21 protein-coding genes, 1 pseudogene and 2 riboswitches are annotated in these 25,254 nt (G+C 70.8%); of the genes and pseudogenes, 16 read left to right on the top strand and 6 right to left on the bottom strand.

From position 1 onward, the window contains the following. Nucleotides 1–235 precede the first annotated feature (235 nt). The 9 genes and pseudogenes from A6035_RS16755 (at nucleotide 236) to A6035_RS16715 (ending at nucleotide 10,057) form a co-directional block, all read left to right on the top strand. Nucleotides 236–1,018 (top strand): ABC transporter ATP-binding protein, encoded by a 783-nt coding sequence (locus A6035_RS16755; protein ID WP_108848865.1) that lies wholly within the window; start codon nucleotides 236–238, stop codon nucleotides 1,016–1,018. Beyond that, entirely contained in the window at nucleotides 1,015–1,866 is an 852-nt protein-coding gene (locus A6035_RS16750; RefSeq protein ID WP_235026595.1) for an ABC transporter ATP-binding protein, read from the top strand. Before A6035_RS16755 ends, A6035_RS16750 begins: the two co-directional genes overlap by 4 nt. After that, nucleotides 1,863–3,698: an AMP-dependent synthetase/ligase gene (locus A6035_RS16745; protein WP_108848864.1), complete on the top strand. Its 1,836-nt coding sequence runs from the start codon at nucleotides 1,863–1,865 to the stop codon at nucleotides 3,696–3,698. The genes A6035_RS16750 and A6035_RS16745 overlap by 4 nt, the downstream gene beginning before the upstream one ends. Beyond that, complete coding sequence (locus A6035_RS16740; protein WP_108848863.1) at nucleotides 3,695–4,600, top strand: branched-chain amino acid ABC transporter permease; 906 nt, start codon at nucleotides 3,695–3,697, stop codon at nucleotides 4,598–4,600. The genes A6035_RS16745 and A6035_RS16740 overlap by 4 nt, the downstream gene beginning before the upstream one ends. Next, entirely contained in the window at nucleotides 4,597–5,781 is a 1,185-nt protein-coding gene (locus A6035_RS16735) for a branched-chain amino acid ABC transporter permease (RefSeq protein ID WP_108848862.1), read from the top strand. The genes A6035_RS16740 and A6035_RS16735 overlap by 4 nt, the downstream gene beginning before the upstream one ends. Nucleotides 5,782–5,823: 42 nt before the next feature. Continuing rightward, nucleotides 5,824–7,107, top strand: a complete 1,284-nt coding sequence (locus tag A6035_RS16730) for an ABC transporter substrate-binding protein (RefSeq protein WP_108848861.1) — start codon at nucleotides 5,824–5,826, stop codon at nucleotides 7,105–7,107. A 170-nt stretch (nucleotides 7,108–7,277) separates the two neighbouring features. Then, a complete protein-coding gene (locus A6035_RS16725; RefSeq protein ID WP_108848860.1) occupies nucleotides 7,278–7,466 on the top strand; it encodes a hypothetical protein in 189 nt (62 codons plus the stop codon). 19 nt (nucleotides 7,467–7,485) lie between these two features. Beyond that, nucleotides 7,486–7,625, top strand: a riboswitch (cobalamin riboswitch). A 36-nt stretch (nucleotides 7,626–7,661) separates the two neighbouring features. Further along, nucleotides 7,662–9,239 (top strand): annotated as a pseudogene (locus A6035_RS16720) (cobyric acid synthase); the annotation flags it as partial. Nucleotides 9,240–9,310: 71 nt separating this feature from the next. Beyond that, nucleotides 9,311–10,057, top strand: coding sequence for a cobalt-precorrin-6A reductase (locus tag A6035_RS16715; RefSeq protein WP_108848859.1), 747 nt, complete (start codon nucleotides 9,311–9,313; stop codon nucleotides 10,055–10,057). A gap of 83 nt (nucleotides 10,058–10,140) precedes the next feature. Here the strand turns inward: A6035_RS16715 and A6035_RS16710 are convergent, their stop codons facing one another. From A6035_RS16710 to A6035_RS16695, 4 genes are all read right to left on the bottom strand, one after another. After that, nucleotides 10,141–10,512: a nuclear transport factor 2 family protein gene (locus A6035_RS16710; protein WP_108848858.1), complete on the bottom strand. Its 372-nt coding sequence runs from the start codon at nucleotides 10,510–10,512 to the stop codon at nucleotides 10,141–10,143. Nucleotides 10,513–11,026: 514 nt separating this feature from the next. After that, nucleotides 11,027–12,517, bottom strand: coding sequence for a cobyrinic acid a,c-diamide synthase CobB (locus A6035_RS16705; RefSeq protein ID WP_482764227.1), 1,491 nt, complete (start codon nucleotides 12,515–12,517; stop codon nucleotides 11,027–11,029). 95 nt (nucleotides 12,518–12,612) lie between these two features. Beyond that, nucleotides 12,613–13,227, bottom strand: coding sequence for a cob(I)yrinic acid a,c-diamide adenosyltransferase (gene cobO, locus A6035_RS16700; RefSeq protein ID WP_108848857.1), 615 nt, complete (start codon nucleotides 13,225–13,227; stop codon nucleotides 12,613–12,615). After that, a complete protein-coding gene (locus A6035_RS16695) occupies nucleotides 13,227–15,512 on the bottom strand; it encodes a VWA domain-containing protein (protein WP_108848856.1) in 2,286 nt (761 codons plus the stop codon). Before A6035_RS16695 ends, cobO begins: the two co-directional genes overlap by 1 nt. Nucleotides 15,513–15,534: 22 nt before the next feature. After that, nucleotides 15,535–15,720, bottom strand: a riboswitch (cobalamin riboswitch). A 75-nt stretch (nucleotides 15,721–15,795) separates the two neighbouring features. Between A6035_RS16695 and cbiE the strand changes: the two genes are divergently transcribed. Both cbiE and A6035_RS16685 read left to right on the top strand, forming a co-directional pair. Then, nucleotides 15,796–17,040 (top strand): precorrin-6y C5,15-methyltransferase (decarboxylating) subunit CbiE, encoded by a 1,245-nt coding sequence (gene cbiE, locus A6035_RS16690; protein ID WP_108848855.1) that lies wholly within the window; start codon nucleotides 15,796–15,798, stop codon nucleotides 17,038–17,040. Continuing rightward, entirely contained in the window at nucleotides 17,037–17,801 is a 765-nt protein-coding gene (locus A6035_RS16685) for a cobalt-precorrin-4/precorrin-4 C(11)-methyltransferase (protein ID WP_108848854.1), read from the top strand. Before cbiE ends, A6035_RS16685 begins: the two co-directional genes overlap by 4 nt. Before the next feature lie 139 nt (nucleotides 17,802–17,940). Here A6035_RS16685 and A6035_RS16680 read toward each other — a convergent pair whose 3' ends face one another. Continuing rightward, entirely contained in the window at nucleotides 17,941–18,507 is a 567-nt protein-coding gene (locus tag A6035_RS16680; RefSeq protein WP_108848853.1) for a P-loop NTPase family protein, read from the bottom strand. A 176-nt stretch (nucleotides 18,508–18,683) separates the two neighbouring features. On the opposite strand from A6035_RS16680, the gene A6035_RS16675 reads away from it, so the two are divergent. After that, on the top strand, nucleotides 18,684–19,571 hold the full coding sequence (locus tag A6035_RS16675; protein WP_108849358.1) for a DUF5996 family protein: 888 nt from the start codon (nucleotides 18,684–18,686) through the stop codon (nucleotides 19,569–19,571). Nucleotides 19,572–20,024: 453 nt separating this feature from the next. On the opposite strand, the gene aztA is transcribed toward A6035_RS16675, so the two are convergent. Continuing rightward, the gene (gene aztA, locus A6035_RS16670; protein WP_235026618.1) at nucleotides 20,025–20,666 is read right to left on the bottom strand and encodes a zinc ABC transporter ATP-binding protein AztA; all 642 of its coding nucleotides are present in this window, start codon (nucleotides 20,664–20,666) and stop codon (nucleotides 20,025–20,027) included. Between the two features lie 75 nt (nucleotides 20,667–20,741). Between aztA and aztB the strand changes: the two genes are divergently transcribed. Genes aztB through aztD form a run of 4 tightly spaced genes read left to right on the top strand, consistent with a single transcriptional unit; the run spans nucleotide 20,742 to nucleotide 25,160 of the window. Further along, nucleotides 20,742–21,677, top strand: coding sequence for a zinc ABC transporter permease AztB (aztB, locus tag A6035_RS16665; RefSeq protein WP_108849357.1), 936 nt, complete (start codon nucleotides 20,742–20,744; stop codon nucleotides 21,675–21,677). A gap of 17 nt (nucleotides 21,678–21,694) precedes the next feature. After that, nucleotides 21,695–22,996 carry an ABC transporter gene (locus tag A6035_RS16660; RefSeq protein ID WP_108849356.1) on the top strand — a complete coding sequence of 434 codons (1,302 nt, stop codon included), beginning with the start codon at nucleotides 21,695–21,697 and terminating at the stop codon, nucleotides 22,994–22,996. Next, a complete protein-coding gene (gene aztC / locus A6035_RS16655; RefSeq protein ID WP_108848851.1) occupies nucleotides 22,993–23,913 on the top strand; it encodes a zinc ABC transporter substrate-binding protein AztC in 921 nt (306 codons plus the stop codon). Before A6035_RS16660 ends, aztC begins: the two co-directional genes overlap by 4 nt. Before the next feature lie 23 nt (nucleotides 23,914–23,936). After that, nucleotides 23,937–25,160: a zinc metallochaperone AztD gene (gene aztD, locus A6035_RS16650; RefSeq protein ID WP_108848850.1), complete on the top strand. Its 1,224-nt coding sequence runs from the start codon at nucleotides 23,937–23,939 to the stop codon at nucleotides 25,158–25,160. Nucleotides 25,161–25,254: the final 94 nt, after the last annotated feature.

Genomic DNA, 25,254 nt, shown 5'->3' with positions numbered 1-25,254 from the left:
GCGAGCCCCGCCGGGAACAGACCCCGGGACCGTTGTCCGGTCCCGGGGTCTGTCGTGTCCGGGGGGTGACGACGACGAGGTGATCGGCCTCCGCGCCGGCGGGCGGGTGGGTCGACGTGCGGGGGGTGCGGGACCGGCCGGGGGACGGGGCCGACGGCCGGATGGTCAAAATCGCTAAAAGTTCCCCCATTTGAGGGCGCGCCCATAGTGTGAGGGACATCACACAGGAGGCGCGATGCTCTCAGTTCGGAACCTCGAGGTCGTCTACGGTGACGCGATGCTCGTCATCCGAGGCGCGAGCTTCGACGTGCCGGACGGCCACATCGTGGCGCTGCTCGGCGCCAACGGTGCAGGTAAGTCCACTCTTCTGCGCGCGGTGTCCGGGTTGCTCGACGTGCACAACGGGGAGATCACCAAGGGCGCCGTCACGCTCGACGGCGACGACCTGGGCAGCCTCAGCGCCCCGGCGATCGCCCGCCGCGGGATCAAGCACGTCCTCGAGGGCCGCCGGATCTTCAAGGAGTTCTCAGTCGAGGAGAACCTGCGGATCGGCGCCCACGTCCGCCGCCGGCACATCCGCGAGGGGCTCGGGCGCGTGTACGACCTCTTCCCGGTCCTGCGAGAGCGACGGCACCGGGTGGCCGGGTACCTGTCGGGAGGCGAGCAGCAGATGCTCGCGATCGGTCGGGCGCTGATGTCCGAACCCCGCTACCTTCTGCTGGACGAGCCGAGCCTGGGCCTGGCTCCCAAGATGGTCGAGCAGATCCGCGACATCATCGTGGAGATCAACGCGCAGGGGACCGGCGTCCTGCTGGTCGAGCAGAACGCGGCGATGGCGCTGTCGATCGCCCGGCACGGCTACGTGGTGGAGACGGGCCGCGTGGTCATGGACCGGCCGGCGGCGGAGCTGCTCAACGACGACGATATCCGCGAGTTCTACCTGGGCGCGCGGTCCGACACCCCGGGCTCCTACCGGGACGTCAAACAGTACCGCCGGCGCAAGAGGTGGGCGTCGTGACCGCCGGCCCCGGCCCCGGCCCCGCGTCCGGCCCCGGCCTCGCGCCCGGCCCGGCTCCGGTGCTGGAGTTCGCGGACGTGAGCCTGTCCTTCGGGAACCTCACCGCGATCGACGGCGTCGACTTCACGGTGAACGAGGACGAGTTGTTCGCGATCATCGGCCCCAACGGCGCCGGCAAGACGAGCATCTTCAACGTCCTGTCCGGCGTGTACCGGCCGCAGAAGGGGTCGGTGACGCTGCGGGGGCGGCAGCTCCTCGGGCTGCGTCCGCACCGGATCGCCCGCCTGGGCGTCGCCCGGACCTTCCAGAACGTCGAGCTCTTCGCGAACCTCACGCTGGTCGACAACCTCATGCTCGGACGGCACGTGAAGTTCCGGTACGGCACCCTCGCCGCGATCGTCTGGGTGGGACCGGCCCGGCGTCAGGAGGAACTCCACCGCGCGGCGGTCGAGGAGATCATCGACCTGCTCGAGCTCCAGGCGTGGCGCAAGCTCCCGGTTGGTCTGCTGCCCTACGGCATCCAGAAGCGGATCGAACTGGGTCGGGCTCTGGCGATGGAGCCGGAGATCCTGCTCCTCGACGAGCCCGTCGCCGGGATGAACCTCGAGGAGACCGAGGACACGGCCCGGTTCCTGCTCGCGATCCGGCAGGAGTACCGGACCCCGATGATCCTGGTGGAGCACGACATGAGCCTGGTCATGGACATCGCGGACCGGGTGCTCGCGATCGATTTCGGGGCCCCGCTCGCGCTCGGCAGCCCGGCGGAGGTCCAGAACCACCCGGCCGTGGTGGAGGCCTACCTGGGTGGCCAGGCCACCACGTCCGCGACCGACGGGGGCGGATCATGAGCACCACCACGCTGGCCACGAGGGTCCGCGACAACGCCGCCGCCCATCCGCACGACGTCGCGCTGCGGAGGAAGTCGCGGGGCGTCTGGGAGCCCACGACGTGGGCGCGGTACTGGGACCTGATCCAGGACGTCGCGCACGCGATGATCGCGCTGGGTATCGAGACCCGGGATCGCGTGGCAATCCACAGCGAGAACCGACCCGAATGGCTGATCTGTGACATCGCGGCGGTCGCCGTCCGGGGTGTCTCGGTGGGGATCTACCCGACCAACCCGAGCGCCGAGGTCGGCTACCTGCTGGAGAACAGCCAGGTGACGCTGCTCGTGGCGGAGGACCAGGAGCAGGTGGACAAGGCGCTCGCCGTGTCAGACCAGTGTCCGGACCTCGCGCACATCGTCTACCTGGAGCCGCGCGGCATCCGCGGACACTACCGGGACGAGCGGCTGATCTTCTGGGACGACTTCCTGGCCCTGGGCCGGGAGCACCGACGCACCGACGAGGGGGCGGTGGCGCGGCGGATGGAGCAGGCGCGGCCCGAGGACCTCATCACCCTGGTCTACACCTCGGGGTCGACCGGCCCGCCCAAGGGCGCGATGCTGACCACCGCGAACGTGGAGTTCGCGATCGACACCGTCATGACCCGCGGCGGGACGTCCGACCCGCCTCCGGGGCCGTCCGACTACGTCCTCACCTACCTCCCGCTGTCCCACGTCGCCGAGCGGTTCTTCACGACGTGGATGAGCTGCGCGAGCCGGCTCCAGGTGACCTTCGCCGAGTCCATCGACACGGTGCCCCAGAACCTGCAGGAGGTGCAGCCGACGCTGGTCATGGGCGTGCCCCGCATCTGGGAGAAGCTCCTGGCCTCGGCGCAGATCCGCCTCGAGGACGCCACGTGGCTCAAGCGGAGGTGGTCGGCGTTCTGGCTGGCGCGTGCCGAGTGGATCGGGGACGTCCTGGTCTCGAACGGCGGTCGGCACACGCCTTCCAGCCGGGCGTGGTACGTGCTGGGCTGGCTGTGCATGTACCGGGCCCTGCGGGTGCGCACGGGCCTGCGGTTCACGCGCTACGCGGTGTCCGGGGCGGCTCCGATCGCCCCGGAGGTCCTCAAGTTCTTCATGGGGATCGGCGTCCCGATGCACGAGATCTACGGGATGACCGAGAACTCGGCCATCGCCACCACCAACAAGCCGGGACGGGTCCGGCTCGGCACCGTGGGCGAGCCACACGACGGCACCGAGGTGAGGATCGACGAGAACACGGGGGAGATCCTCGTCCGGAGCCCGGCGGTGTTCGCCGGGTACTGGCGGAACCCGGAGAAGACGGCCGAGACCATCGACGCCGACGGCTGGCTGCACACCGGGGACGTGGGCGAATGGGTCGACGGCACCTATCTCAAGATCACCGACCGGATGAAGGACATCATCATCACCGCCGGCGGTAAGAACGTCTCGCCGTCCGAGATCGAGAACGCGCTCAAGGTGTCGCCCTATATCAAGGAGGCCATCGTGATCGGCGACGGACGCAGGTACCTCACCGCGCTCATCGGGATCGAGCTCGAGACCGTCGGTGACTGGGCCACCCGCAGGCGGATCGCCTACACGACGTACCGGGACCTCACGGAGAAGCCGGAGGTCCGCGCGTTGGTGCAGGGGGTGGTCGACGCCACCAACTCCAGGTTCAACGCCGTGGAGCAGATCAAGGCGTTCGCGCTGCTGCCCAAGGAACTCGACCACGACGAGGGCGAGCTCACCGCCACCCAGAAGGTCAAGCGCGCGGCCGTCACCGAGGCGTTCGCCCCCCTCGTCGATGACCTGTATGCGAGGGCGACATGACCCAGTTCCTGTCCGCGTTGAGCATCGGCCTGGGGTCAGGGGCCATCTACGCGCTGGTCGCGATCGGTTTCGTCATGATCTTCAAGGCGACCGGCGTCATCAGTTTCGCGCAGCCCGCGTTCCTCATGTCCGGCGCGATCATCGTCAGCTTCCTCGCCCCGCTGATGGGGTTCTACGTGGGCGCGGTCCTGGGCGTGATGGCCATCGGCGCCGTCGCCTTACTCGTCGAAAGGGTGGCGATCCGCCCGATGATCGGCAAGGCGGTGTTCACCATCGCGATCATCACGGTGGGACTGGACATCGTCATCCGCACGGTCGCGGGCATGTTCCTGGGCACCCAGCCGCGGTCGGTCGGCGATCCGTGGGGCACCGACGTCTGGGTGATCTCGGGGGTCGTGGTCCAGCAACGGCACGTGGCCGCGTTCGTCACGGCGACCGTCATCGTCGTCGCCCTCCTGCTGTTCTTCCGCTACTCGGCGGTCGGTCTGGCGATGCGGGCGGTCGCGTCCGATCAGGAGGCGGCGATGGCCCAGGGGGTCAGCGCGAGCGCGATCTTCGCCCTGTCGTGGGCGATGGCGGGCGCACTGGCAGCGGTCGCGGGCGTCTTCGCCGCGACCGGCGGTCCCATCGGCAACACCCTGTGGTTGGTGGCGCTCATCGCGTTGCCCGCCATCGTCATCGGCGGATTCGACTCCCTCGGCGGCGCGATCATCGGCGGGCTGACGATCGGCGTCGCCCAGGCGGTCGTGTCGACCTATCACAACCAGTGGTTCGACGGCAGCGGCGTACTCCCGGAGCTCACCACGAACCTCGGGCCGCTGATGCCCTGGGTGATCATGCTGGCCGTCCTGCTGGTCCGGCCGCACGGACTGTTCGGGACCAAGGAGGTGGAACGGGTATGAGCCATCTCGTCTCAGCCTCGGAACCGTCGGATACGCCGACACCGGACAGGGGGACCGGTCGTCGGGGCGGGTTCTTCGGTCGGCCGCGGGGCCGCCCGGAGCTGTACTCCAGCTACCGGCAGGAGCAGGCGCTGTTCAACACTCGCGCCAAGGCGGTCGGCGCCGCGGTGCTCATCGCGATCGCGGTCCTGTTGCCGTTCAACGTGAGCGACGACGTCTTGCGGATCCTCGGCCTCGGGCTGGTCCTGGCCATCGGCGGTATCGGGCTCAATCTCATCACCGGATACGCCGGTCAGGTCTCCCTCGGCCACGCCTTCTTCGTGGGGGTCGGCGCGTACACCGCCTCGGTGGTGGCCGGCGATCCCGAGGGGCGCGCCTTCGGGCTGGGAATCACCGTCATCCCCGTGTGGATCCTGGCCGCCGGCGCGATGGCAGCGCTCTGCGGGGTGATCGTCGCCCCGTTGGCGACGAGGTTGAGAGGCCTCTACCTCGCCGTCGTCACGCTCGGCCTGGTCTTCCTCGGCACCTACGTCTTCACCGAATGGGCGAGTGTCACCGGAGGGCCGGGGGTGGGCCGCGAGGCGCCCCGCCCCGTCCTGTTCGGCGACGACCTCACCCTGGACAGCGCGTTCACCTCGGACCAGAAGCTGTACTGGTTCTTCCTCGCCCTGCTGCTGATCGGGGCGCTCGCGGCCCGGAACATCGCCCGGTCACGGATCGGGCGCGCCTTCGGTGCGATCCGCGACCGCGACATCGCCGCGGGGGTCATGGGCGTCGACCTGGCGCGCTACAAGCTCATCGCGTTCACTGTCTCGTCGTTCTACGCGGGCGTGTGCGGGTCGTTGCTGTTCGTCGCGAACCGACACTTCGGGCCGGAGCAGTTCGGGCTGATCATGTCGATCCAGTTCGTCGCCATCGTGTTCATCGGTGGGGCCGCGACCATCTCCGGAACGATCATGGGTGCCCTGCTGATCGCCTCCCTGCCCCGCATCTCGGCCGAGATCGCGCACCTGTTCCCGTTCATCTCGACGGCACCCAACACGAGCCCGAACATCTTCGAGGTCGAGGCGATCCTGTACGGCGGTCTGATCGTTGCGTTCCTGCTGTTCGAGCCCCGGGGCCTGTTCGGGGTGTGGCTGCGGATGCGCATGTATTGGAAGAGCTTCCCGTTCACCTACTGAGCCACCGAGTCACCGAGTCGCCGAGTCACCGAGGAGAGAGCAATGAAGTCCAAGATGCTACGCAGCGGGGTCGCCGGCCTGTCCGCGGTCGCCCTGGTCCTGGCCGGGTGCGGCCGAGACGACGCCGCCGACACCGAGGTCGCCGGGGTCACGGAGGAACCGTGTCCGGAGGCGGTCGATCAGGAGAAGGGCTGCATCTATCTGGGCGCGATCACCGACCTGACGGGACCGTTCTCACCCATCGGCGCCCCGATGATCGAGGGCTCCCAGGCGTACTGGCGCTACGTCAACGAGAACGGCGGCGTCGGTGACTACGAGGTCGACATGGTGACCCATGTGCGCGACAACACCTACAACGAGACCACCCACTCCCAGGAGTACCGGGAGATCCGGGATCAGATCCTCATGCTGGCCCATTCGATGGGCACTGCCCACACCAACGGCATCCTCGACGACACCCGACAGCAGAACATCGTGACCGTCCCGGCGTCGCTGGGCTCCAACTGGCTGTTCGAGGAGGGGGTGATGGAGTTCGGCACCAGCTACTGCGCCGAGGCGATGAACATGGTCGACTACGCGGTCGACGAGTTCGACGCGCAGAGCATCGGCGTCGTGCACTTCCCCGGTGACTACGGCGACGACGCCGCCAACGGCGCACAGATCGCGGCCGAGGAGCGCGGCGTCGAGTTCTTCCGGTACACCACGGCGCCCGGCGGGACCGACGAGCAGACGGCGGTGATCCAGCGGATACTGGCCGACCGACCGGATGTCGTGCTTCTGTCGACCAGCGCGATCGAGACCGGCGCTGTCGTGGGTGCCACGGTCGCGCAGGGGTTCGAGGGCCGGTTCATCGGCTCCACGCCCACGTGGAGCGCCGGGTTGATGGGCAGTCAGGCCGCGCCGGCGCTCGAGGCCCGCTACCTGCACGTGGGTGCGGTGGCGCCGTGGGGTCACGATTCCGAGGGCCACGAGCAGATGCGGCAGGTCGCCGAGACCATCGGGGCGGAGCCCAACGACTGGTTCGTGCTGGGCTGGGGGGCCTCGTCGGTCATCCACGGGCTGCTGGAGCAGGCGGCGGAGAACGACCAGCTCAGCCGTAGCGGGCTCTTCGAGTCGGTCGACTCGCTGTCCGGAGTGGACACCCGCGGGATGTTCCCGGAGGGCGCCGGGGACTACTCGGGCGAACTCAACGAGAACGCGTCCCGGGAGAACATCGTCAGCCGGGTCGAGGCGGACAGCCCGACGGGTCTGGTGCTGGAAGAAGAGTGGTACGTGGGACCCACGGCGGCCGACTTCGAGTACACGGAGGCGTGCTACCTGATGTGACTCGTGCGTCGTCGTGGGATGTCGTGACCGCGCCCGGGCCGGCTCTGCCGGTCCGGGCGCGCACGGGCGGTGGCCGGTAACGCCGGGTGGATACCCCCCGATGTTCACGGTGACACCTGCTAACGCGGTCGGCGCGATCCGTCGCCGACCTCGCACCGAGGAGTTCCCGCATGATCTTTCGCCCGGACGGTCCCATCAGCGGCCCCATGTACGACGCCATCAACGCGGTGTTCGGCGCCTTCGCCGGTTCCCTCGAAGCGATCGGAATCCCGTTCGAGCAGTCCGCGGTGCCTCTGAGCTTCCTCGCCATGCCCTTCGTCGGGGGCTCCAGCTACCTTCCCGCAGCCCTCGGCTCCTGAGCCCGGGGCCCGGCCCCGCCTCGGCTAGCATCGTGGCAGTCGGTTCAGGGAACCCGGTGAGAGTCCGGGACTGTCCCGCAACGGTGTGAAGCCGATCCCGCTCGCGGAGGGGATCTCCTCGGCTTCGAGTCCGATACCTGCCGACACGCTGCCACGACCGTGGTGAGCGCGTGCCAGGCCGAGGAGCCCCACCGCATGACTGCCGCCGCCGCCAGCGCCGCGTCCCTGCTCGTCGCCGGAACGACGTCCGACGCCGGCAAGAGCATCATCACCACCGCCCTGTGCCGGGCGTTCGCCCGCCGCGGCCTGCGCGTGGCGCCGTTCAAGGCGCAGAACATGTCCAACAACTCGATGGTCGTCTCCGCGCGACCGGGGCCGGGGCAGCCGAATCAGCCGGGCCAGTCTGGACAACCGGCGCAGCGAGGCCGGGCCACCGCCGAGATCGGCCGCGCCCAGTGGATCCAGGCCCTCGCCGCGCGCGCCGAGCCCGAGCCCGCCATGAACCCGGTGTTGCTCAAGCCCGGCGGTGACCGGCGCAGTCACGTCGTGGTGATGGGGCAGCCGGCCGACACGGTGTCGTCGCGGGACTTCGTCGACGGGCGTGCCCACCTGGCCGAGGCGGCGTTCGCGGCGTACGACGACCTCGCCCCCAGGTACGACCTGGTGATCTGCGAGGGCGCCGGCAGCCCGGCCGAGATCAATCTCCGCTCGAGCGACTACGTCAACATGGGGCTGGCCCGCCACGCCGACATGCCTGTAGTGGTGGTGGGCGACATCGACCGCGGCGGGGTGTTCGCGGCGCTGTTCGGCACGGTCGCGTTGCTCGAGCCGGCCGATCAGCGGCTGGTCGCGGGCTTCGTCGTCAACAAGTTCCGCGGCGACCCCACACTCCTGGCCCCCGGACTGGACCAGCTCACCGCGCTCACCGGCCGCCCGGTCCACGGGGTGCTGCCCTGGCACTCCGACCTGTGGCTGGACTCCGAGGACGCCCTCGCGGTCAGCCCCCGCGCCGCCGACGCGACCGCTACCCTCCGCGTGGCCGTGGTCCGTCTGCCGCGCATCAGCAACTTCACCGACGTCGACGCCCTCGGCCTGGAAGCGGACGTCGAGGTCGCCTATGTCACGGAGCCCCGCGACCTCGCGGGTGCGGACCTCGTCGTCGTCCCCGGGACCAGGGCGACCCTCGACGACCTCGCGTGGCTCCGCGCGCGGGGCCTCGACCGCGCGGTCACTACACATGTCGAGCGCGGTGGCGCGGTGCTGGGGATCTGCGGTGGCTTCCAGATGCTCGGCGGCGAGATCAGCGACCCCGACGGCATCGAGGGCGAGCCCGGCGCGCGCACGACCGGCCTCGGCCTGCTCGACGTGACCACGCGGTTCGGCGCGGAGAAGGTGCTGCGGCTGCCGACCGGGACCGCGCTGGGGCAGCCGGTGAGCGGGTACGAGATTCATCACGGCCGGGTGAGCGTCGGCGGTGGGGGAGATCCGGGCGACGACGACGAGGTGTTCCCCGGCGGGGCCCGGCGGGGGCGGGTGTTCGGCACCATGTGGCACGGGAGTCTCGAGTCGGACGGTTTCCGGGGCGCGTTCCTGGCCGAGGTCGCGGCAGGGTCGGGGCGGACCCGTGAGCCCTCGGACGTGAGCTTCGCCGCCGCGCGGGAGCGCCGCCTCGACCTGCTGGGCGACCTCGCCGAGGAGCACCTCGACCTGGACGCGCTGCTCGAGTTGTCCCGCGACGGCGCGCCCGAGATGCCCCTTCTGCCGCCGGGTGCCGGGTCGGGCGCCGTGCCCGCCCCCGGGTCGGGCGCTGAACCGCACGCGGGGCCGCGCATGGGGCCGGGCCGGTGATCCTCATCCTGGGCGGCACGGCCGAGGCCCGCGAGCTCGCCGTCCTTCTGATCGAGCGCGGGGTGCCGGCGATGTCATCGCTCGCGGGGCGGGTGGCTCGGCCGAGGCTGCCGGTGGGCGAGGTGCGGATCGGCGGGTTCGGCGGCGTCGACGGACTGCAGCGCTTTCTGCGCGAGGCCGGCGTGACCGCGGTCGTCGACGCCACCCACCCGTTCGCCGCGGGCATCTCGGCCAACGCCGCCGCCGCGTGTGCGGCCGCGCGGGTCCCGCTACTGCGCCTCGAGCGCCCGGGCTGGGCCGAGGCCCCGGGGGCGGACCGCTGGCACTGGGTGGACGACCACGACGAGGCCGCGGCGACCACGTCCCGCCTGGGCCGACGGCCGTTCCTCACGATCGGGCGGCAGTCGCTGGACAGGTTCATCGGCCCCCTTGCTGAGCATCAGGTGCTGGTCAGGGTGGTGGACCCGCCCGAGGTGGCGCTGCCCGAGCCGTGGCGGCTGTTGCTGAGCCGCGGCCCGTACTCGGTCGACGGCGAGCGCGAACTCTTCGCCGACCACGGCGTCGACGTGCTGGTCACCAAGGATTCGGGTGGCGAGCACACGTGGTCGAAGATGGCCGTGGCCGACGAGCTCGGCGCGCCGGTCGTGGTGGTGCGCCGGCCCGGCGCCGCGCCCGGAGTGCAGATGGTCGGCGACGCCGCAGCCGCAGCCGACTGGGCCCGCGCCTTTCCTTCACCTTCCTAGACGAACTGTGGTGTAGCTACTGCGAGAATCTGGCCGATTCATCGCAGTAGCTACACCAAAGTCGACCGCCCGGCCGCCCGCGGCTAGAGCAGCTCGAGGTTGATCTCCCGGATCCGGTCGCCGTCCACGGTGTACCGGCCCCTCAGGTTCAGCGTCATGGCCTGCCCCTCGTCGAGCGACATCCCCATGAAGTCCTTCACGTCGGCGCGTGCGGTGAGCGTGTTCACGATGGTGGCGGTGGCCGTGTCGCCGTCGACCTCGATCTCCTCGGGCGTCATGCGGTCGACGAACGTGCTGGTCATGGCGCGGTAGGTGTCGAGGTAGGCGGACAGCCCGTGCTGCGTGCCGGCGGCGGAATGTAGGACCACGTCCTCGTGCAGCACGGCAGCCAGCTGGTGCGGGTCCTCGCTGTTGTAGGCCTCGTAGTAGGCGGTGACGACGTCGCGGGTGGCCATTGTGTCTCCGTTCGTGCCGATGGCGATGCACTCTGCCCGATACGCGCTGACGCTACGCTCGGTGGCGCCGTCTCACAGCCTGCAAGCAGAAGTGCGGCCAATGGTCAGGCGAGGACACTAGGGTTCCCGTACCTGCACTGCACATTCGCATCGGACGATATTTGAGAGGGAGTGATGTACTGGATGAAGCGCGTCGTTTATGTCAGTCCACACCGAGGTGTTCCGGATTTCATCTGGGGGACACAACGGGGGACAACCCCTTCCAAGGATTCGCTGGTCTCGTGGATACCAAAAGTCTTGGTCTCTCGGACGACCTGTTCGGAGACTTCAAGCTCTGGGTGGGGGACTGGCATGCGAACTTCCTCGGCCGCAACAGAGTGGGAGGGATGCTGATCCCCGTCTGGACAGAGGGGTTTGATAGCTCCGAGTGGCATTCCCGAGGAGTTGCCTTGATGCGCAGATTGCAGGACGAAAGGCCGGACCTCGAAGTGAGGAATGGGTTCGATGCTGACATTTACCCCACGGATCCATTCACCCATACGCCGCAGATGGACGCGTGATGCGTAGCTAGGTTCTCTCGATAGTCGAAGGAGCCATCTGCGCCCGGTACCGGTGGGCGGCCGCCCCGTGCATGCCGCCTGACCCGCTCCGCGAACCGGACCGCCAGCGCAGGATGCCCCGCCCAGTGCGTGTGGAGGTACGAGGCGTGGACCGAGCCGGTGACGAATCCCTCCGGCCCGGCGCTGCTCGTCCACGCGGGAGCCGTGCCAGACCCAGCCGCGTAGTCCGCGCCATCCGCACCCGCCGGCGGTGTCACCGCCGTTCGGTGGAACTCGTGCCCGGTGACCTCGGTGCCGGCGGTGGCGAGGACGCTGTCGGCGACGGCCGTCGAGCGCCGGTAGGCCAGCGTGAGCCGCGGGGCCATGGCGGCGTCGGCGTCGATCGCTCCCACCATCGGCGCGCCGTCGAGGCTTCGGCAGAGATACAGCAGGCCCGCGCACTCGGCCACGGTTGGTACGCCCGCGGTCGTCGCCGCGCGGAGCTCTCGCAGCATGGGCTCGTTCGCGGCGAGGTCGGCCGCGTGCACCTCGGGGAAACCGCCACCGAGGTAGATCCCCGCGGTCCCCTCGGGCAGGGCCTCGTCGGCGAGCGGGTCGAATGGCGCGACCGAGCAGCCGGCGGCCTCAAGCAGTTCGACCGTCTCGGCGTAGCGGAACGTGAAGGCCCGGCCGCCGGCCACGGCGATGAGCGGGCGGCCCTCGTCGTCGTCGCCGGATCCGCGCCCGCCCCCCACCACCGCCTCCCGCGCCGACCACGCCGGACCCGGCAGCGCAGGTGCGGACCGCGCGATGCGCACGACGGCCGCGAGGTCGATCGACGCGGCGACCTTCCCGGCCAGGTGGTCGAGAGAGCGCGCGGCCTCGGGGCGTTCAGCGGCGGGGACCAGGCCGAGGTGGCGGGAGGGGGCGGTGACGTCGTCGTCGCGTTGGAGGACGCCCAGCACCGGGATGCCGAGCGGGGCGAGGGCGCGGCGGACCTCGTCGGAGTGGCGCACGGACCCGGCCTTGTTGAGCACGACTCCGGCGATCCGCACGGCCGGGTCGTACGTGGCCATGCCGAGCACCGTGGCGGCGATGGTGCGCGAGGTGTGCGAGATGTCGACGACCAGCACGACGGGGGAGTCGGTGAGGCGGGCGACGTGGGCGGTGGAGGCGAATCCGTCGCGGCCGATGTGGCCGTCGTACAGGCCCATGACGCCCTCGATCACCGCGATGTCGGCGGGCCCCGCCCCGTGCAGCAGCAGCGGGACCACGAGCTCCTCGCCCACCAGGTGCGGGTCGAGGTTGCGGCCGGGCCGGCCGGTGGCGAGGGCGTGGTAGCCGGGGTCGATGTAGTCGGGGCCGACCTTGTGGCCGGAGACCGCGAGACCGGTGCGGCGCAGCGCGGCCATGAGGCCGGTGGCGACGGTGGTCTTGCCGTGCCCCGACGCCGGCGCGGCCACCACCAGGCGCGGCAACTCGGTGCGGACGCCGGTCGCCTCGGACGAGCCAGCCGCCGACGAGCCCGCCGCGGTCCAGCCGACCCCGGCCGCCGCGGAGCTCACCACTCGATCCCCCGCTGCCCCTTCTGCCCGGCGTCCATGGGGTGTTTGACCTTGGTCATCTCGGTGACGAGGTCGGCCACCTCGAGCAGCCGCGGGTCGGCGTCGCGGCCGGTGATCACCACGTGCTGCCGCCCGGGCCGCCCGGCCAGCGTCTCCACCACGTCGTCGACGTCCACCCAGCCCCACTTCATGGGATAGGTGAACTCGTCGAGCAGGTAGAGGTCGTGCCGCTCGGCGGCGAGGCGGCGCTTGATCTCGGCCCAGCCCTCGGCGGCGTCGGCGGCGTGGTCGTCCTCGGTGCCGCCCTTGCGCGACCACGACCACCCCGAGCCCATCTTGTGCCACTCCACCGGCCCGCCCTCACCGGTCTCGTCGTGGAGACGGGCGAGGCGTTCCATGACGGTCTGCTCGCCGATGCGCCACTTGGCGGATTTCACGAACTGGAACACGCCGATGTCCCAGCCCTGGTTCCACGCCCGCATGGCCAGGCCGAACGCGGCGGTGGACTTCCCCTTGCCGGGCCCGGTGTGGACCATGACGAGCGGCCGGTTGCGGCGCTGGCGGGTGCTCAGGCCGTCGTCGGGGACGGTGGTGGGCTGTCCCTGGGGCATCAGGCGACCTCGTTTCGCGTCGTGGGGGTCGGTGCGGCGGCCCGGTCGGGGCGTGGCGCGGGGGCGACGGCGCCCTCCGAGCGCGACGCGGTGCGCGCGCGGTCGGTGTGGACATCGACCGTGCGGGTGAGGCTGTCGGCGGTGACCTCGCCCAGCGGGACGTGCTCGGCGCCGAGGTGCGCGGCGAGTTCGGCCGCCAGGCCCATGCGGAACCGGCCGGTCTCGCAGTCCACCACCACGGACGCCACGCCGAGGGAGGCCAGCCCGGCCGCCGCGGCGCGGGACCGGGCGAGGGCGTGCGGGCCGTGGGTGGCGCGGCCGTCGGTGACGACGACGACGAGAGGTCGCCGCCGCCGATCGCGGATGCTCTCGATGCGCAGGACCTCGGCGGTGGTGAGCAGTCCCTCCGCCAGTGGGGTCCGGCCGCCCGCCGGGAGGTCGGCCAGGCGGGTGGCCGCGACGTCGACCGAGGAGGTGGGCGGGAGGGCGACCTGCGCGCCGAACCCGCGGAAGGTCACCAGGCCGACCTTGTCGCGGCGACGGTAGGCGTCCAACAGGAGGGACAGGATCGCGGTCTTGACCTGTTCCATGCGGGTGCGGGCGGCCATGGACCCCGAGGCGTCCACGCAGAAGAGGACGAGGTTGGACTCGCGGCCCTCGCGCACGGCCGAGCGCAGGTCCTCGGGGGCGAGTAGGAGGCGAGTGTGTTCAGCACCGTCGTGGCCGGCCACGCGGCCGCGGGCGGCCTGGTGCGGCGCGGCCGAACGGATGGTGGCGGGAAGGTGCAGGTCCGAGCCGGTGAACTCGCCGGCCCCGACCCGCCGACCACTGCTCGTGCGGGCCCGCGACCGACGACCCGTCGCACCCTCGCCGCTGCCGGCGACGCTGAACAGCCGCGTGCGGTACGGCTCCGACGCGGAGGCCACGGTGCCGGGCTGCGAGGCGGCGGGACCGGCGGTCGAGTCGGAGTCGGCGCTGGTTGCTGGGGCGTCTTCGGTGCCAGCCGGGCTGTCGTGCTGTGCGTCCTCGCCACCGTCGGCGATGGTCGCGTCGCTGCCGGGCCCGCCGGGCGAGGTCTCGGAGTCGGGGGCGGCGGGGCCGTCCGAGTCCTGCCCGGGCTCGGGGACCGTCTCGTGCTCGGCGTGCTCGGCCGACGCCCCGGCCGGGGCCTGGTCGGTGGACGGGGTGTCCGTGCTGCTCGAGTCGTCGGCGGATTCGGACGGTTCGGCGTTCTCGGCCTGCGGCTCCTCGTCGCGGGGGTCGGGATCGGGCTCGTCGTCGTCGCCCAACAGCCGGTCCAGCAGCTCCTCGTCGAGGCCCGGCGCGTCGAACGGCGCGCGGCGGCGGCGGTGGGGCAGCGCCATGCGCGCGGCGACCCGGATGTCCTCGCGGCCGATGCCCGTGCGGCCGTGCCACGCGGCGTGGGCGGCGGCCGCACGGGCGGTGACGATGTCGGCGCGCATGCCGTCCACGTCGAAGCCCGCGCAGACCCGCGCGATGGTGGCCAACGCCCACTCGGTGAGCTCGACCCGGTCCAGCACGCGGCGGGCGGTGGCGATCCGCTCGCGGAGCGCGCGCTCGTCGTCGGCGTAGGCGGCGGCGAACCCGGCGGGGTCGGCCTCGAACGCGATGCGGCGGCGCACCACCTCGGCGCGTAACCCGGGGTCACGCGGCGCGGCCACCTCCACGGTGAGGCCGAAGCGGTCCAGCAGCTGCGGGCGGAGCTCGCCCTCCTCGGGATTCATGGTGCCGACCAGCACGAACCGGGCGGCGTGCTCGACCGACAGGCCGTCGCGCTCGACGGTGACCCGGCCCATCGCGGCGGCGTCGAGGAGCTGGTCCACCACATGGTCGTGGAGCAGGTTGACCTCGTCCACGTAGAGGATCCCGCGGTGGGCGCGGGCGAGCAGGCCGGGCTGGAACACGGTGACGCCCTCGGACAGCGCGCTCTCCAGGTGCAGCGATCCGGTGATCCGGTCCTCGGACACCCCGACGGGCAGTTCGACCAGGCGGACCGGCCGCCGCTCGGTGGGCGCGTCGGTGGGGATGCGGCCGTCGGGAGTCTCGGCGCCGCGGTCGTCGGGCGCGGAGGAGAAGCGGTCGCCGGTGACCACCTCGATCTCCGGGAGGACTCCGGCGAGGGCGCGGACCATGGTGGACTTGGCCGTGCCCTTCTCGCCGCGGATGAGCACGCCGCCGACCTGCGGCGACACCGCTGTGAGGGTGAGGGCCAGCGCCATGTCGTCGGATCCGACGACAGCGCTGAAGGGGTAGTGCAATGGCATGGGGGCTCCCGCTCTCGTCTGCCAGGCTGGTCAGCGCGAGGCCGGTCTCCGGACTTCCAGGCTCGTCTTCCGACGTTGCGCGCTGGCGCGGTGTCGTGAAGAGGCCTGGTCACCGTAGCGGGCCCTGTGCCGGATTCTCACCGGCTTCCCTGATTCTCCCCTCCGCCCGCTCTCGCGATCGTGGGGCACCTCGTGCTGTGGGTCATGTTCGGTTGTGGTGCTTCAGGCTAGCCGAGCCGCCGGTCGCGTGAGGAGGCCGGGCCGCGCTGTATGGTTCCGCGTCATGAACGCACGGGTGGTGGTCGTCGGCGTCGGCGGCGACGGGTGGCAGGGTCTCGACGAGGCCCGCCGACGCGCGGTCCTCAAGGCTGACGTGCTACTCGGCGGGGAGCGTCACCTGGCGATGATCCCGGGCGGCGTGACGGCCGAGCGGGTGCCGTGGCCGCGGCCCCTGCGGGACGGGCTGCCGGAGCTTCTTGGACGCTTCGACGGCCGAGCGATAGTGGCCCTGGCCTCGGGTGATCCGCTCGTCGCCGGGATCGGGACGACGCTCATCGAACTGCTCGGCGCGGACGGCGTCGAGGTGCTTCCGGCGGCGTCCTCGGTCGCGCTGGCGCGGGCGCGGATGCGCTGGCCGGCTGAGTCCGTGGCCGTCCTGCGCGACCACCGCGGACTGGTCCGCGAGCTGTCCCCGGGGCGGCGGCTGCTCGTACTCTCGGCCGACCGGCACACGCCGGCGGAGGTCGCCGCGACTCTGCGGGGCGCCGGTTTCGGGGGGAGCGCGATGACCGTGCTCGGCGATCTCGGCGCCCCGGCCGAGGCCCGGTTCAGCTGCCCGGCGTGCGACTGGGCCGCCGATCGCGAGGCGCCCGCGCTGCACGTGCTCGCGGTCGAGTGCGTGGCCGATGCGTCCGCCCGCCCGCTCGGCCTAGCGGCCGGGCTGCCCGACGACGCGTTCGAGAGCGACGGCCAGCTCACCCGCCGTGACCTGCGTGCGTCGGCCCTGTCCCGGCTCGCTCCCGCGGCCGGGGACCTGCTGTGGGACGTGGGCGCCGGTGCCGGGTCGGTGGGCATCGAGTGGATGCGCGCGCACCCGTCGTGCCGGACGATCGCCGTGGAGGCTGATTCCGAGCGGGCGGCGCGGATCGCACGCAACGCGGCGGCGCTCGGGGTGCCCGCGCTGGAGGTCGTCCATGGCCGCGCGCCGGAGGCACTGGATGGGCTTCCGCGGCCCGACGCGGTGTTCATCGGCGGGGGCGGCACCGCCCCTGGCCTGCTGCGAGAGTGCTGGGATGCGCTGGTCCCGGGCGGCCGGCTGGTCGCGCACGCGGTGACGTTGGAGACCGAACGCGTGGTGATCGATGCCCGCGCCGAGTTCGGCGGGGAGCTGACCAGGTTCCACGTGGAACTCGCCGATTCGATCGGCCGGTTCACCGGCTGGACCCCGGCCCGCGCGGTGGTGCAGTGGGCGGCCGTGAAGCAGTTCGCCGGTGGAGATGTGTCGTTGGAGATAGGGGAGAGCTCGTGACGGTTCACTTTGTGGGGGCCGGCCCCGGCGCCGCCGACCTGCTGACCTTGCGTGCGGCGGCGTTGCTGGCCGAAGCCGACGTGTGCCTGTATGCGGGGACGTACCTCGACGACGGCGTGCTCGCGCACTGCAGACCCGCTGCCCGGTTGGTCGACACCCAGCACCTGGACCTGGACGGCATCATCGCCGAGATCGTGGCCGCCCACGCGGACGGGCTCGAGGTGGTGCGGCTGTGCTCGGGGGACCCGTCGCTGTACTCGGCGCTGGCCGAGCAGACCCGCCGACTCGACGCAGCCGGCGTGCAATGGGACGTGGTTCCCGGAGTTCCGGCCTACGCGGCAGCCGCCGCTGAGCTGGGGGTGGAGCTGACGGTTCCCGACGTGGTGCAGTCGGTCGTGCTCACCCGGACGCAGGCGCGCTCGACCGCGATGCCGTCGGCGGAGGCGCTGGAGAACTTCGCCGCCACGGGGGCGACGCTGGTCCTGCACCTGGCGATCACCCGGACCCGCGAGCTCGCCGAGCGGCTGGTGCCCACGCATGGCGCCGACTGCCCGGTGGCGGTGGTGGCCAACGCGAGTCGCCCACACCGCGTCGAGTTACGCGGAACGCTCGCCGACATCGCGGACGCGGTGGAGGCGGCCGGCCTGCGCCAGGCGGCGGTCATTCTGGTGGGCCGAGCGCTGGTACGGCCGGGGGAGGCTGAGTCGTGGTTGTACGCATCGAGTCCGGAGCGGGAGGCGAAGCGCCGGGGCCTGAACTGATCGGACAAGGTGGCGGGCCAGGGACACAGTCCCCGGGCCGGCCAGGGAGCCTGACGAAACGGCAACTATCGGTTGCTCGGGAGCTCGGTGGGAACACCATTCTTCAGAGAAGCGTCGCGGAGGTGCATCCGGAGGACTACTAATCGTCAAGAGGGAGTTCGGCCAGGGCCTCGACCCATCGATCGGACTGCCGAGGGCTGGTCAATCTGACGACGGTGAGATCCGGGAACCGAGCCTCCAGCGTCGGCACCACCGGCTTGAGCTTGTGCCGCGTCCGCCATCCCCACCGCAGGATGTGGTCGCTGTCGGTGAAGACCGTGTGCAGCGGGGGCTCGGTGTTCCCGTTCCACAGCTCCTCCCGCCGCAGTCGCCTGCGCACGGTGCGGCGGACCAACCGGGTCATATGCACGCGGGCGGGATAGTCCAGCCACAGGAGGGTGTCCGCGCGCGAGACGACCAGGGGCCGCGCCTGGCGGTATTGCAACTCGATGACCCATCGCGGCCCGGCCACGAACTCGCGGACGTCGTCGAGGAACGACTCGCGCGGTGTCCACCCGGGGCCGTGGAACAGGCTGTCCATCTCGACCCGCGCACACGTGCGCACGCCTGCGAGGTGATCGCACAGGGTGGTCTTTCCCGATCCGGACACACCGGCCACCGCGATCCGCTGAGGGTTCCAGGTGATCGGGTCGTCGGCGTTGCGCATGTGGCTCTCTCCTCTGGCCGGTACGGCGATGAGTGGAAGGCGGGTAGCCTGACCAGTGTAGTTCTCCGCTGGTCGGCGTAGCGTCCGCGATAACGCGGATCCTCGACGCACTTCGGTCGACGGTGCATTCCGAGCTAGTCGCCGTGCGAATGGCGGAGATCGGGAATACTGGGCGCATGGGTAACCGAGACGACGTCTGGCCAGCCCTTCCGCTCGATCGCTGGATCGACACCAGGGACACGGTTCAGTTGTGGACCCAGATCGTCGGCAAGACGCGCATGGCTCTCGGCCCGGACATCAACCACTGGTGGGGCGTCCCCCTGTACGTGGACGCGCGGGGGCTCACCACGTCGCTCATGGTCGCGGGACACCGCGGTCTCGAGATCCGCTTCGACTTCGTCAGTCACGAGCTACTGTTCCTCGTCTCAGACGGAAGCACCGCCAGTATGGCGCTCGAACCGAGGACCGTCGCCGACTTCTACGCCGAATACACGGGGCTACTGAGCGATCTCGGCTTCGATGTGGCGATCGTCGGAACCCCGGTGGAACTGAACGACGCGACCCCGTTCGCAGAAGACACCGCACACGCCTCATACGACGCGGATGCGATGTCCCGCTTCTGGCGGTCACTCGTCAGCGTGCACGGTGTCTTCTCCATCTTCCGTGGTGAGTTCCGTGGAAAGTCGTCGCCTGTCCACTTCTTCTGGGGCGCGTTCGACCTGGCTGTGACCCGATTCTCGGGGCGGTCCGCCCCCGAGCACCCTGGTGGGGTTCCGAACTGTCCGGACTGGGTCATGCACGAGGCTTACAGCGACGAGGTATCGAGCGCAGGCTACTGGCCCGGAGGCGCCGAGGAGGGTGTGTTTTACGCCTACGCTTACCCACACCCGGACGGATATGACACCCATCCGGCGGTCGAGGCCCCGGCGTACTGGGACCACGCGCTGGGCGAGTACGTACTGCCGTACCATCTAGTCCGACAGGCACCGGATCCGGACGCCATGGTTCTGAATTTTCTCGAACAGACCCACCGTGCGGCGGCGGAGACGGCGAACTGGCCCTGACCGCCCCACTGCGGCGGTGGCCGGTCGACCAACAGTCCGACCCACACCGATTCAACCGACAGCGGCGACCGCCGCCAGAGCAAGGTGATCGCGGAGACCACGCTGTACTCGCTGGCTATCGGGACACTCGTCGTGCCGAGAACCAGCTCGGCGGGCGGCCCATGGCTGACTGCCAGAGCGACGGCTGCCCGGAGCATCTTCTCGAGGCGAGGAGTGTCGTAGGACTCGCGGCACTCGCCGTCGGGTTCGATCGGGCTCCGCGGCGCGGACTTCACAGAGCCCGGCGTGAATCGCCTCGCGGACGGCGCGATCCAGCCCTACGGTGCCGTGCCACGGCGGACTCGATCACTGGCTTAGCCTGGGTCGGCTTGCTCAGTGGCCGGAAGAAGTGTTCCGGAGCGCGAGGGTGGTCGCCGCGGCCGACCGTCGCGGAACGCCGTCGGCCGGGGCCGTTCACTCACGTCCACGTCGATGGTCGAATATTCGGGGTTGACCGGCTGCGTCATGTGCGACGCCGAGACGGACCACGCGGTCGGCGGTGGCGACGAAGCCGTCGTCATGCGTGGCGCAGCCGACGGCGACCCCCCTCGAGGCCGACTCGACGAGGAGTCGGTGGACGTGGTGCCGGCTCTCGGAGTCGAGTCCGGCGTCGGGTTCGTCCATCAGGACGATGTCCGCCTGGCGCGCGAGCGCCTGCGCGAGCAGGGTGCGCTGCCGTTGCCCTCCGGACAACTCCGCCAACGGCCGGGAGTCGAGGCCGGACAAGCCGACCGCGTCGATCATCTCGGAGACGACAGCGCGGGCCTCCCGCCTTCCGAGTCGGCGCCCCCACGTCCCCATGGAGACGGTGTCCCACACGGTGAGGGGGAGGGTTTCCGGCGCGGCGGGTCGCTGGACCACCAGAGCGACATCGCCCCTGCGACGCACCGTTCCCTTCTGCGGGGTGCGTACCCCGGCGAGCAGTTCGAGCAACGTCGACTTGCCGGCGCCGTTGGGCCCGGCGATGGCGGTGACGGTACCCGGCTCGAGATCCACATCGACGTCATGGAGGATCTCCCGTCCCGCATACCCGAAGCACAGCCCGCGGGCGCTCACCGCCGGAGTGTCCGGAGACAGCATCACAGACCTCACTATTGATAACGATTATCAGTAGCGTTAGTGTACTACCTTGTGTCTTGGCTCCTCGATCCGCTCAACACCGCGTTCGTCGCGCGTGCTCTGCTCGGTGGCGTACTGGTGGCGGCGATCTGCGGTGTCGTTGGCACCTGGGTGGTCGTCCGCGGGATGGCGTTCTTCGGGGAGGCGATCGGCCACGGGATGCTGCCGGGCGTGGCGCTGGCCACCGTCCTGGGTTTCCCGGCGATGGCCGGCGGCGCCGTGAGCGCTGTCGCGATGAGCGCGGCGATCGGTGCACTGCAGAGGCGCGGGCGACTGTCCTATGACACGACTATCGGTCTGCTGTTCGTCACGATGCTGTCGATCGGCGTGATCATCGTGTCCCACTCGGGCAGCTTCGCCACGGACGCGACGGCCATCCTCTTCGGTGACATCCTCGCAATCGGCACCCCAGAGTTGATCACCCTCGGTATCGCCCTGGTGGTGACGCTCGCCGTCGCGGTGTGTTTCCACCGAGCGTTCGTGGCCGCGGCGTTCGATCCCCGTATCGCACAGACCCTCGGACTGCGCCCGGGTCTCACGCAGGTGGTGCTCGTCGGACTCGTGACCCTCGCCGTGGTCGCCTCCTATCAGGCGGTCGGGACCCTGCTCGTGGTTGCGCTGCTCCTCGCTCCCGTGGTCGCGGCGAACCGGTGGGCCAGGCGCATCCCCTCCACGATGGTGCTCGCCGTAGCTTTCGGCAGCGCCGCCGTGGTGGCGGGACTGCTCGCGTCGTGGCATGCCGGGACCGCGGCAGGTTCCTCCATCGCCTTCTCCGCGATCGCCCTCGCCGGGGCCTCCGCGCTGGTGCGCGGCGTCTATCAGTCCTCGCGGACCCGTCGGCTGACCCACCACGCGCCCACCGCGGGAGTCGCCGCCGACCCCGGTACGCAGACCACCGCCGCCCCGGGCCACACCGTGCCGGTGGAAGGCGCATGCAGATCGATATGAGTACCGGAGAGCAGGTCATGCAGAAATCCAGAACGATCGTTCCCCTCGCCTTCGCCGTCGCCGTCGCGCTCGCCTTCGGCGGGTGTGCGAGCGGCACCGACGAGCCGGACACGGAGACGGCCGGCACCACCGCGGCCGCCGAGAAGTCCGCGGGTTCGGAGTCGCCGGACGAGGACGACACGGGCGCCGGGCACGGCGCTGTCGAGGGGGCCGAGGAAGTGGCCGAACCCCAGCTGCACCTGGTGAGCATCGACGGCGACGGCGCCGTCGGGATGGTGGACCTACTGGACGGCACCCAGTCCGAGCTCGGGGGCATCGACCCGCCCTCGGCGGTCACCTCGGACGGTCGCTACCTCTTCGTCGAGACGGCGATGGGCGTCGAGATCGTCGACAGCGGCGTGTGGACATGGGACCACGTCGACCACTTCCACTTCTACCGGACGGCGCCGCAGCTGCTGGGCCCGGTGCCCGGCTCCGGAACGGTTGTCGTGGCGACTTCCGCCAACGCGACCACCGGCGGCACCGGGTTGTTCTTCCCAGAGTCGGGCGAGGCGGTTCTGTTGGACAACCAGGCGCTGTCCAGGGGCCGGGTCGAGGAGCTCTTCCGGGTGGAGACCGACCCGCACGAGGGACTGACCGCCCCGCTCGCGGAGGGAGCACTCGTCACGTCCGTCGACGACGCGGGCGCGGTGACCGAGGTGCTGTACCACGACGCCGATGGCACCCCCGTGGACGGCGTGTCGGCGCCGTGCCCCGACGCGACGGGCACCATCACCAGCCGCGTGGGCGTGGTCGTCGGCTGCGCGGACGGAGCCGTCCTGGCGACCGCCGACGGCGGCGAGCCCACCCTGGAACACATCCGCTATCCCGAGGGAACGGACGCTCCCCCCGCCACCGATTTCCGGAACCGCAAGGGACGCCCGACCGCGGCCGCGCTGGCCGGGGACACCGGATTCTGGCTGCTCGACACCCGCGAAAAGAACTGGCAGTACGTGCCGACGGACCAGCCGCTCCTGCAGGTCTCGGCCTCCGACGACGCGGACGAGCACGTCGTCGCGCTGGACGGCGAGGGCCGGATTAGGGTCTACAGCGGCGAGGACGGCACCGAGCTCGCCGCATCGGAGCCGCTGCTGGCGAAGGCGGTCGCGGATCCGGAGATGCTCGCCGGGGTCGACCTCGTGGTGGACCGGGAGCGCGCCTACGTCAACGACCCCGCCACAGGCGTGGTCCACGAGATCGACTACCGCGGCGACGTGCGTGTCGCCCGTTCGCTCGAGACCCCGACCGCGCCGGACTTCTTCTCGGAGGCCGGGCGATGAGGCGCCGGTGGATCCCGGCAGCCGCCGCGCTCGCCGCCGTGCTGACTCTGGCCGGGTGCTCGGGGTCGGACGAGGGCCCGGAAGACCGGCCGTCGGTCGTCGTCACCACCAACATCCTCGGGGATATCGTCGAAAACCTGGTGGGCGAGAGCGCCGACGTCACCACGCTGATGAAGCCCAACGCTGATCCCCACTCGTTCGAGATCTCCGCGCAGGAGGCGAGCCGCATGGACCGCGCGGATCTGGTGGTCTCCAACGGGCTGGGGCTCGAGGAGGGGCTGCAGCAGCATCTCGACCGCGTGGCCGACGCCGGGGTGGAGCGGTTCACGGTGGGCGATCACATCGAGGTGATCGCCTACTCCGACGAGGAGGCCGGCGGGGCCCCCGACTCGCACTTCTGGACCGATCCGCAGCGGGTGGTCGACGCGGTGGACGCCCTCGAGCCGCAGTTGCTCGAGGTCGAGGGCATCGACAGGGAGGCGGTGGAGACGGGCGCCGAGCAGTACCGCGCCGAGCTCGCCGCACTCGACGAGGAGATGACGACGGCGTTCGCCGGCATCCCGCAGGACCGGCGGGCGCTGGTGACCAACCACCACGTCTTCGGCTACCTCGCCGAGCGCTTCGACTTCCGCGTCATCGGCGCGGCCGTGCCCGGCGGCACCACCCTCGCCTCCCCGAGCGCCGCCGACCTGGACGAGCTCGCCTCGGCCATCACCGAGGCGGGCGTCCCCGCGATCTTCGCCGAGTCCTCCCAACCCGACCGCCTGGTACAGGTGCTGGCGAGCGAGGCGGGGATCGACGTCGAGGTGATCGAACTGTTCACCGAGTCGCTGACCGAGCCGGGCCAGGGCGCCGAGACCTACCTGGAGATGATGCGCGCCAACACCGAGCGCATCGTCGACGGGCTTTCGACCTGATCACTCACACGAGAGGAACATCAATGACATCACGAATCACTCGCGGCGCGGGAGCGCTCGCGATGCTCGCGACGGCGTCGCTGTTGGCGGCGGCGTGCGGCGGTGGCAGTGGCTCCGGTGACGAGTCGGAATCCCGGGACGCGTCCGCCACCACCTCCTCTGCCGGGACCCGCGGCTCCGGAACCGCCGAGAACCGCCTAGCGGTGTCGTTCGAGAACGGGATCGCGGTTCTCGACGGCGAGACGCTCGAAGTGGTCGAGGAGTTCGAGTCGGAGGAGTTCACCCGTCTCAACGCGGTCGGTGACGGTCGGAACGTCCTGGTGACGATGTCCGACGGCTTCCAGGTGCTCGACACCGGCGAACCGTCCCTCACCGACCTGGTCTTCAAGGCCGAGACCCCGGCGCACGTCGTGCGACACGACGGTAGGACGGTCCTCTACGACGACGGTACCAGCGATACCACCATCTTCGAGACCACCGCCCTGCTCGACAGCAACGGACAGCTTCCGGAGACAGAGGTCGTTCCGGGTGAGGACGCCCACCACGGAGTGTCCATCGTCCTGTCCGACGGCACTTTCCTCACCACCATCGGCAACGACGCCGGCCGCTCGGGAGTGCGCGCGATGGACGCCGACGGCAACGAGGTGGCCCGCAACGAGGACTGCCCAGGGGTCCACGGCGAGGGCACGGCGGCCGACGAGACGGTGGTCTTCGGCTGCGAGAACGGCGCCCTGCTGTTCAAGGACGGCGAGTTCCAGAAGCTCACCGCCGAGGACGAATACGGCCGCATGGGCAATGCGTACGTCTCCGAGACGAGCCCGCTCATCGTGGGCGACTACAAGGACGACCCCGACGCCGAGGGCGTCCTGCTCGATCAGGTCGCGCTCATCGACCCGGCCGCCGGTACCCACCGGGTCGTGGACCTGCCGGACGGGGTCGAGTACACATGGCGGGGCGTCGCCCGCGGCCCCGGGGACCTGGCGTACATCCTGGGCACCGACGGCTCCCTCCACGTAATGGACCCAGCCACCGGCGAGATCTCCGACAGCTACGAGGTCGTGGACCCGTGGGAGGGTCCGGCGGAGTGGCAGAACCCGCACCCGTCCATGGTGGTCCGCGGGGACGTCGCCTACGTGAGCGAGCCGTCCAAGAACTCCGTGTACGCGATCGACCTCACCAGCGGTGAGGTCTTGGCCACCGGTGAGATCTCGGGCGAGCCCAACGAGATGGCCGTGGCGCTGGGGTAATACCGCCGACCGCGGGGGAGGGCGCGTTCTTCCCCGCGGCGGCTGCGCCGCGCCAGCGACTTGTCGAAGCCGGCGTCCCGCAGCAGGTAGCCGC

Source organism: Dietzia lutea (genome assembly GCF_003096075.1).
GTDB lineage: Bacteria > Actinomycetota > Actinomycetes > Mycobacteriales > Mycobacteriaceae > Dietzia > Dietzia lutea.
The sequence above is the reverse complement of the archived record's forward strand: the minus strand, read 5'-3'. Positions and strand labels throughout refer to the sequence as shown.